Annotated in this window: 1 protein-coding gene; it reads left to right on the forward strand. The window is 75.8% G+C overall.

From position 1 onward, the window contains the following. Nucleotides 1-431: 431 nt before the first annotated feature. Entirely contained in the window at nt 432-10,031 is a 9,600-nt protein-coding gene (locus tag ACGF13_RS12455; RefSeq protein WP_392872622.1) for an amino acid adenylation domain-containing protein, read from the forward strand. Nucleotides 10,032-10,080 lie beyond the last annotated feature (49 nt).

Consider the following 10,080-nt stretch of genomic DNA (forward strand, 5'->3'; position numbering starts at 1 on the left):
CGCCGGCACCACCCGCGGCACGGATCGCACCGCACCACTGCGGCACGGACGGATCGCACCGCACCGCACCGCCGCGAGCCTTGGCACCACCGCGAGCCGTCTCATCCTCGCGAGCCACCGCAGCACCCCACCACCGCCGTACGGCCCCGTCACGCCGTCGGCGCGGGCCCGTGTCCGACATCTACGCGCGTGCATCGAACAGCGCCGGCGCGCCGGCACCCTCCGCACGGCCACACCGCGCCGCATGGCCGTACCACCGCACCGCGCCACAACACCGCACCGCGCCGCACGGCCGTCACCCGAAGCACGCCCCCAGCACCGCAAGACGACCGCAACATCGCTCCGCCGACCGCCGGACTGACCGCCCCGAGGTCAACCCAGCTCGCCGCTCCCGCCGCCGCGGGGGCCAGCCGCACGAAGGAGAGAGTCACATGTCCGGGGTCCAGCAGACGCACAGATCCGAGCAGCGGCCGGAATCGGCCGAGGTCCTGTGCCGCGCCCGTCCCGACGCCCGTCCGACCCTCACCGAGCTGGTCGACGCCCAGGTCGCCCGCACCCCCGACGCCCCCGCGCTGTACGCCGAGGGCACCACCCTCACGTACGCCGAGCTGGACGCCCGCGCCAACCGGCTGGCCCGGGTGCTGGCCGCCCGCGGCCTGGGCACCGAGGACGTCGTCGCGCTGGCCCTGCCGAAGTCCCCCGAGGCGGTCGCCGCGATCCTCGCCGTCGCCAAGACCGGCGCCGCCTGGCTGCCCGCCGACCCGGCCTACCCGGCCGAGCGGCTGCGCCACATGCTGACCGACTCCCGCGCCGCCCTGGTGCTCACCACCGCCGAGGCCGCCGGGCAGCTGCCCGCGACCGGCGCCCCGCTCCTGCCGCTCGACTCCCCCGAGCACCGGGCCGAACTCGACGCCCAGCCGGACACCCCGTTCACCGCCGCCGAGCGGGTGCGGCCGCTGAGCGCGCTGAACACCGCGTACGTCATCTACACCTCCGGCTCCACCGGCGTGCCCAAGGGCGTGGCCGTCACCCACACCGGGCTGCCCAGCATGATCGGCACCCAGGTCGCCGCCACCGGGGTCGGCCCCGGCAGCCGGGTGCTCCAGGCCTCCTCGCTCAGCTTCGACGTCTCCGTCTCCGACCTGTCCGTCGCTCTCACCACCGGCGCCGCGCTCGTCCTGCCGCGCGAGCAGAGCCAGTTGGTCGGCGAGCCGCTGGCCGCCCTGATCGACCGGTTCGGCGTCACCCACGCCGACATCGCCACCGCGATGATCTCCACCCTGCCCGACCTGCCGATGCCCTCGCTGCGCACCCTGATCGGCGGCGGCGAGGCCGTCTCCCGCGAGCTGGCCGCCCGCTGCGGCCGCGGCCGGCTGATGCTCAACAGCTACGGGCCGACCGAGGCCACCGTCATCGTCTCCATGAGCGAGCCGCTCACCGGCGAGGAGCAGCCGCCGATCGGCCGGCCCTGCCAGGACGTGCGCGTCCATGTGCTGGACGAGCGGCTGCGCCCGGTCGAGCCGGGCACCGTGGGCGAGCTGTACCTGGCCGGCCCGCACCTGGCCCGCGGCTACCTCAACCGCCCCGGCCTGACCGCCGAGCGCTTCGTGGCCGACCCGTACGGCGAGCCCGGGAGCCGGATGTACCGCACCGGCGACCTCGGCAGCTACCGCCCGGACGGCCAGCTGGACTTCCTCGGCCGGGCCGACGACCAGGTGAAGATCCGCGGCTTCCGGGTGGAGCTCGGCGAGATCGAGCAGACCCTCTCCGCCCACCCCGAGGTGCGCCAGGCCGTGGTGCTGGTCCGCGAGGACCGCCCCGGCGAGCGCCGCCTGGTCGGCTACACCGTCGGCGCCGCCGACCCGGCCGAGCTGCGGGCGTACTGCGCCGAGCGGCTGCCCGACCACATGGTGCCCACCGTCGTGGTGCTCGACCGGCTGCCGCTGACGCCCAACGGCAAGGTGGACAAGCGCGCCCTGCCCGCGCCGGTGTTCGGCGCCGGCGAGGAGGACGGCCGCGCCCCCGTCGGGGAGCTGGAGCACACCCTGGTCCGGCTGTTCGGCGAGGTGCTGGGCCTGCCGCGGGTGGGCGTCACGGAGTCCTTCTTCGAGCTCGGCGGGGACTCCATCGTCGCCATCCAGCTGGTCTCCCGGGCCCGGCACGCGGGCCTCCAGCTCACCCCGCGCGAGGTGTTCCTCGCCCCGACGGTCGAGGCGCTGGCGCTGATCGCCCGTCCGCTGGAGGGCCCGGTCGTCGTCGAGCCCGCCGGGGCCGGCCTCGGCGAGGTGCCGCCGACGCCCATCGTGCACTGGCTGGCCGCGCAGCACGGCGCGGTCGAGAGCTTCTACCAGTCGACCCTGCTCACCCTGCCCGCCGGCACCACCCGGGAGCACCTGGCCGCCGCCGTCCAGGCCCTGCTCGACCACCACGACCTGTTCCGCGCCCGCACCTCCCCGCTCGCCGAGCGCCCCTGGACGCTGCACGTGCCGGAGCCCGGCGCCGTCGCCGCGGCCGACGTACTGAGCCTGGTCGAGGGCCCGGCCACCGCCGGGGCGCTGCGCGCCGCGACCGAGGCCGCCCGCGAGCGGCTGTCGCCCGAGGACGGCCGGATGGTGCGGGCCGTGCGCTTCGACGCCGGCCCGGAGCTGCCCTCGCAGCTGCTGCTGGTGATCCACCACCTGGTGGTGGACGGCGTCACCTGGCGCATCGTCGAGGAGGACCTGCTGGGCGCGCTCGACGCGCTCCGCGAGGGCCGGGCCGTCGAGCTCGCGCCGGTGCCCACCTCCTTCCGCCGCTGGGCCCAGCGGCTCACCGCCGAGGCCAACACCGACCGCCGCGCCGCCGAACTCCCGCTCTGGCAGTCCGCGTTGGCCACCCCGGACCCACTGCTCGGCGACCGCCCGCTGGACCCTTCGCGGGACACCTACGCCACCGAGGGCCTGCTGCGGCTGGTGCTGCCCGCCGAGACCACCCAGGCGCTGCTCACCAAGGTCACCGCCGCCTACCACGCCCAGGTCAACGACGTGCTGCTGACGGCGCTGGCGCTGGCCCTCGGCCACTGGCGCGGCCGGGAGACCACCGGGCCCGACGGCGCGGTGCTGGTCACCGTGGAGGGCCACGGCCGCGAGGAGATCGTGGAGGGCGTCGACCTCCACCGCACCGCCGGCTGGTTCACCTCCGTCTACCCCGTCCGGCTCGCCCCCGGGGCACTGGACTGGTCCGAGGTCACCGCGGCCGGCCCCGCGCTCGGCCGGGCCCTCGGCCGGGTGAAGGAGCAGCTGCGGGCCGTCCCGGACAACGGCATCGGCTTCGGCCTGCTGCGCCACCTCAACCCGGAGACCGCCGCCGTCCTCGCCGACCGCGCCGACCCGCAGATCGAGTTCAACTACCTGGGCCGCTTCGCGCCCGAGGGCGTCACCGCCGAGGACGTGCTGGCCGGCACCGAGGCGATGTCCGAGGGCGCCGCGACGGGCCTCGCGCTCGGCCGGGTGCTCGGCCTGGACGCCACCACCGTGGACACCCCGCAGGGCCCGCTGCTGGTCGCCCAGTGGTCGTACGCCTCCGGGCTGCTCTCCGAGGAGCGGGTGCGCGCCTTCGCCGAGGCCTGGTTCGCCGCGCTGGGCGCGCTCGCCGCGCACGCCGAGCGGCCGGACGCGGGCGGGCACACCCCCTCCGACTTCCCGCTGGTCGAGCTGACCCAGGACGAGGTGGACGCGCTCGCCGCCCACCACGCCCCGGCCCGCCTGGTGGACGTCTGGCCCACCTCGCCGCTCCAGCAGGGCATGGCCTTCCACTCGGCGTACGACGCCGAGGGCGCGGACGTCTACACCTCGGTGGTGACCTTCGACCTGACCGGCCCGGTGGACGCCGACCGGCTGCGCGCCGCCGCCGAGGCGCTGCTGGTCCGCCAGCCGAACCTCAGGGCCGCGTTCCACCAGCGGCACGACGGCCCGCCGGTGCAGGTCGTCCCGGACGGCGTCGAACTGCCCTTCACCGTCCTCGACCTGAGCGACCACGCCGACCCGCGGGCGGAGGCCGCCCGGATCGCCGCCGCCGAGTACGGCCGCCGCTTCGACCTGGACCGCCCGCCGCTGCTGCGCTACACCCTGCTCAGACTCGCCCCGGGGCAGCACCAGCTGATCGCCTCCGCGCACCACATCCTGCTGGACGGCTGGTCCACCCCGCTGTTCGCCGAGGAGCTGTGGGGCCTGTACTTCGAGCAGCCGATGGCCCCGGCCGCCCCGTACCGCGAGTACCTGCGCTGGATCACCCGGCGCGACGGCGTGGCCGCCCGCGCCGCCTGGGCCCAGGCGCTGGCCGGCGCCGACGAGCCCACCCTGCTCGCGCCCGGCCGCTCCGCCGCCACCCCGCAGCTGCCGCTGCGCCTGCACACCGGGCTCACCCCGGAGCGCACCGAGGCCCTCGCCCGTACCGCCCGCCGCTACGGCGTCACCCTCAACACCCTGGTCCAGGCGGCCTGGGGCGTGCTGCTGGCCCGGCTCACCGGCCGCGAGGACGTGCTGTTCGGCACCACCGTCTCCGGCCGCCCGCACGACCTGCCGGGCGTGGAGCGGATGATGGGCCTGCTCATCAACACCGTGCCGGTGCGGGTGCGGCTGGACCAGGCGGAGAGCTGGGGCCAGCTGCTGCTGCGCCTGCAGCACGAGCAGTCCGCGCTGCTGGACCACCAGCACCTCAGTCTCACCGAGATCCAGCAACTCGCCGGAATGGGAAGCCTGTTCGACACCGTCACGGTGTACGGCAACTACCCGGACCCGTCCGCCCTGGACGGCGCCGACCCGAGTGGCGCGACCGGCGTCACCCTCGTCGAGGACGTCGACAGCGCCCACTACCCGCTGGTGCTGGCCCTCACCCCCGGCGACGGTCTCCAGCTGCGCCTGGACCACCAGCCGGACGCCTTCACCGCCGACGAGGCCCGCGCCCTGCTGGACCGCTTCCTCGCCCTGCTCGACCGGATCGTCGCCGACCCGGCCGAACTCGTCGGCACCGTCGAGGTGTTGACGGCAGCCGAGCGCGCCGAGCTGGTCACCGAGTGGAGCGGCACCGGCACCCCGCTGCCGGAGGGCTCACTTCCCGAGCTGTTCGAGGCGCGGGCCGCCGCCGCCCCGGACGCGATCGCGCTCACCGCCGACGACGCCGAGCTGACCTACGCCCAGCTCAACGCCCGGGCCAACGGCCTGGCGCTGCGGCTGGTCGAGGCCGGGGTCGTCCGGGAGACGCCGGTCGCGCTGATGATCGACCGCTCGGCCGCCCAGGTGGTGGCGATCCTGGCGGTACTCAAGGCCGGCGGCCTCTACGTGCCGCTGGACGACGCCCAGCCGGCGGACCGGCTGCGGACCGTCCTCGCGGACGCCGGGGCCGAGCTGGTGCTGGCCGACGACGCGCACCGCGAGCACCCCGCGCTGGCCGGCCTGACGGTGCTCGACCCGCACGCCGAGGAGCACCCGGAGAACCTCGGACTGCCGCAGCGCGCCGACCAGTTGGTGTACGTGATGCACACCTCGGGCTCGACCGGCGTACCCAAGGGCATCGCCGTCACCCACCGCGGCGTGGTGGACCTCGCCCTCGGCGGGCAGTTCACCGGCGGCGGCCACGAGCGGCTGCCGGTGCACGCGCCCTCCGCCTTCGACGCCTCCACCTACGAGATCTGGACCCCGCTGCTCTCCGGCGGCCAGCTGGTGATCGCCCCGGCCGGCCGGCTCGGCATCGCCGAGCTGGCGGCGGTGATCGGCCACGAGCGGACCACCTCCGCCTGGATCAGCGTCGGCCTGTTCAACGTGCTGGCCGCCGAGGCCCCGGAGACCTTCGCCGGGCTGCACGAGGTGTGGACGGGCGGGGACATCGCCTCGCCGGTCGCCATGCGGCGGGTCCTGGACAGCTGCCCCGGACTGCGGCTGGTCAACGTCTACGGGCCCACCGAGACGACCACCTTCGCGACGCACTTCCCGATGACCTCGGCCGCCGAGGTGCCCGCCGTCGTGCCGATCGGCCGACCGCTGCCCAACAACCGGCTGTACGTGCTGGACGCCGGGCTGCGCCCGGTGCCGGTCGGGGTGGCCGGCGAGCTGTACATCGGCGGCAACGGCCTGGCCCGCGGCTACGTCCGCCGCCCCGGCCTGACCTCCGAGCGCTTCGTGGCCTGCCCGTTCGGAGAGCCCGGCGGCCGGATGTACCGCACCGGCGACGTGGTCCGCTGGACCCCTTCGGGTGACTTGGAGTTCGTCGGTCGAGCGGACGACCAGGTCAAGCTGCGCGGCTTCCGGATCGAACTCGGCGAGGTCGAGGCGGCGTTCACCGCCCACCCGGCGGTCGGCCAGGTCTGCGTGGCGGTCCGCCAGGACCAGCCGGGCGACAAGCGCCTGGTCGCGTACGTCACCGGCGAGGTGCGGGCCGAGGAGCTGCGCGACTTCGTCACCGACCGGCTGCCCGGCTACATGCTGCCGGCCGCGATCGTCGTCCTCGACGAGCTGCCGGTGAACCCCAACGGCAAGGTGGACCGCAAGGCCCTGCCCGCACCCGACTACAACGGCGCCGACGGCGGACGCGAGCCGCGCAACGCCACCGAGCGGGCCCTGTGCGAGCTGTTCGCCGAGGTCCTCGGGCTCGCCCGGATCAGCATCGACGACAACTTCTTCGAGCGCGGCGGGCACTCGCTGCTCGCCACCAAGCTGGTCAGCCGCGTCCGCGCCGGGCTCGGCGCCGAGCTGCCGATCCGCGCGCTCTTCGACAACCCGACGGTGGCCCTGCTGGCCGCCGCGCTGCCCGACTCCGCCGCGGCCCGCCCGGCCCTGCGGCCGACCGGGCGGCCGGAGCGCGTGCCGCTCTCCTCCGCCCAGCAACGCCTGTGGTTCATCGAGCAGTTCGAGGGCCAGAGCGCGCTCTACAACACCCCGGTCGCGGTCCGGCTCACCGGCGCCGTCGACGCCGCCGCCCTGGAGCGGGCCGTCCGGGACGTGGTGGAGCGGCACGAGGTGATGCGCACCGTCTTCCCGACCGTCGACGGACAGCCGCACCAACTGGTCACCGGTGCGGACGACTTGGCCCTGCACCGGGTGCAGGTCGCCGACGAGGCCGAGCTGCGGACCGCGCTGGTCACCGCCGGCGAGGAGGTCTTCGACCTCGCCCGCGACCTGCCGGTGCGCGCCACCCTGCTGTCGCTGCCGCACGACGAGCACGTCCTGCTGGTGCTGATGCACCACATCGCCAGCGACGGCTGGTCGGTCGAGCCGCTCTTCCGCGACCTCGCCGAGGCCTACCGGGCCCGCTGCGCCGGCACCGAGCCGCAGTGGCGGCCGCTGCCCGTGCAGTACGCCGACTACACCCTCTGGCAGCGCGAACTGCTCGGCACCGACGAGCGGCCCAGCGCCCTGCTGAACGACCAACTCGCCTACTGGCAGCAGGCCCTGGCCGACGCACCGGAGGAGCTGGCGCTGCCCTACGACCGGCCGCGCCCGGCCGTGCCGGGGCACCGGGGCGGCCTGGTCGAGGTCGCCGTCGACGCCGAACTGCACGGAAAGCTCGGCGAGTTGGCGGCGGCGCAGAACGCCAGCCTGTTCATGGCGCTGCAGGCCGCGGTGGCCGCCCTCTACACCCGCCTCGGCGCCGGCACCGACCTGCCGCTCGGCACCCCGGTGGCCGGCCGCACCGACGAAGCGCTCGACGACCTGGTCGGCTTCTTCGTCAACACCCTGCTGCTGCGCACCGACACCTCCGGCGACCCGAGCTTCCGGGAGCTGCTGGACCGGGTCCGCCGCACCGACCTGGACGCCTACGACCACCAGGACATCCCCTTCGAGCGCCTGGTCGAGCACCTCAACCCGACCCGCACCCCCGCCCGCCACCCGCTCTTCCAGACCCTGGTGGCCCTGGAGAGCCGGGTCTCGGTGCCGGCCGCCTTCGGCGACCTGGGCTGCGCGGAGCACCCCTTCGAGCTGGACGTGGCCAAGTTCGACCTGTCCTTCCGCTTCACCGAGCAGGGCCCCCGGGCGGGCCTGACGGTGGCGGTCGAGTACGCCGTCGACCTCTTCGACCACGCCACCGTCGCCGCCCTCGGCGAGCGGCTGCTGCGGGTGCTGCGCGCCGCCGCGGCCACCCCGGACGCGCCGATCGGCGGCATCGAGATCCTCGACCCGGCCGAGCGCGAGCGGCTGCTCACCGGCTGGAACGCCACCGCGGCGCCCGTCCCGGACGCGACCCTGCCGGAGCTGTTCGAGGCCCAGGCCGCCGCCACCCCCGACGCGCCGGCCGTGGTCACCGCGGACGCCACCCTCAGCTACGCCGAACTGGACTCCCGCGCCGAGCACCTGGCGGCCCACCTGGCCGCCGCCGGGGTCGGCGCCGAGACGCCGGTGGTGCTGCTGATGGACCGCTCCGCCGACCTGCTGACGGCGATCCTCGCGGTGGCCAAGGCGGGCGGCGTGTACGTCCCGCTGGACGACCGGCACCCGGCCCAGCGGCTGCGGCGGATCACCGCCGAGACGGCCGCGGCGCTCGTCCTGGTCGACCCGGCGCACCGGGACCACCCGCTGGCCGCCGACGCCCCCTGCCCCGTCCTGCCGCTCACCGAGGGCTGGTTCGACGGTCCGCGCGAGCGGCTCGCCCACCGGGCCGCGCCCCACCCGGAGCAGCTCGCGTACGTGATGTTCACCTCCGGCTCCACCGGGGAGCCCAAGGGCATCGCGATCACCCACCGGGACGTGGTGCAGCTCGCCACCGACCCGTGCTGGCGGCACGACGAGGGCCTGCGGGTGCTGTTCCACGCGCCGCACGCCTTCGACGCCTCGACCTACGAGATCTGGGTGCCGCTGCTGTCCGGCGGCCGGGTGGTCGTCGCGCCGCAGGGCGACCTGGACGCGGCCGCCATCCGCGACCTGGTCCGGGTCCACGCGCTCACCCACGTGCACGTCACCGCCGGCCTGTTCCGGGTCATCGCGGAGGAGGACCCGGCCATCTTCGCCGGTGTGCGCGAGGTGCTGACCGGTGGCGACGTCGTGTCCGCCCCGGCCGTGCGCCGGGTGCTGGAGGCCGTCCCCGGCATCGCGGTGCGGGCGCTCTACGGACCGACCGAGACCACCCTGTGCGCCACCCAGTACCCGATGCCGGACGCCACGGCGGTACCGAGCACGGTGCCGATCGGGCGCCCGCTGGCCAACACCCGGCTGTACGTGCTGGACGCCGGGCTGCGCCCGGTGCCGGCCGGGGTGGCGGGCGAGCTGTACATCGCCGGGGCCGGCCTGGCCCGCGGCTACGTCGGCCGCCCGGCGCTCAGCGCCGAACGCTTCGTGGCCTGCCCGTTCGACGAGGCGGGCGGCCGGATGTACCGCACCGGTGACCTCGCCCGCTGGACGGCATGGGGGTCCCCCCGGCCGGAGGCTGGGGGAGGCGTCCTGGAGTTCCTCGGCCGCGCCGACGACCAGGTGAAGATCCGCGGCTTCCGGATCGAACTCGGCGAGGTCGAGGCCGCGTTCACCGCCCACGAGAGCGTCGGCCAGGCGCTCGCGGTGGTCCGCGAGGACCAGCCGGGCGACAAGCGCCTGGTGGTGTACGCCACCGGCAAGGCCACCGACGGCGAGCTGCGCGCCTTCGTCGCGGACCGCCTCGCCGGCTACATGCTCCCGGCCGCCGTGGTCGTCCTGGACAGCCTGCCGGTCACCGCCAACGGCAAGGTCGACCGCCGGGCCCTGCCCGCGCCCGAGTACGCCGGGGCGGCCGAGGGCCGCGCCCCGCGCACCGAGCGCGAGCGGGAGCTCTGCGCCCTGTTCGCCGAGGTGCTGGGCGTGCCGACGGTCAGCATCGACGACCGCTTCTTCGACCTCGGCGGCCACTCCCTGCTCGCCACCCGGCTGGTCAGCCGCATCCGCGCCACGCTCGGCGCGGAGCTGCCGATCCGCACGCTGTTCGACGCGCCCACGGTCGCCGCCCTCGCCGCCGTCCTGCCCGGCGGCGAGCAGGCGCCCGCACCGAAGAAGGCCCGCCCGGCCCTGCGGCCGATGCGCCGCCCGCAGGCCTGACCGGCGGCGGGACGCGGGCCGCCCACCGGCGGCGGCCCGCCCCGCCCCA

It is taken from the genome of Kitasatospora sp. NPDC048286 (assembly GCF_043201735.1).
Classification (GTDB): Bacteria; Actinomycetota; Actinomycetes; order Streptomycetales; family Streptomycetaceae; genus Kitasatospora.

Excerpts from the sequence above, each read along its gene's own strand:
- ACGF13_RS12455 (WP_392872622.1), top strand. The coding sequence starts at position 432 with ATGTCCGGGGTCCAGCAGACGCACAGATCCGAGCAGCGGCCGGAATCG.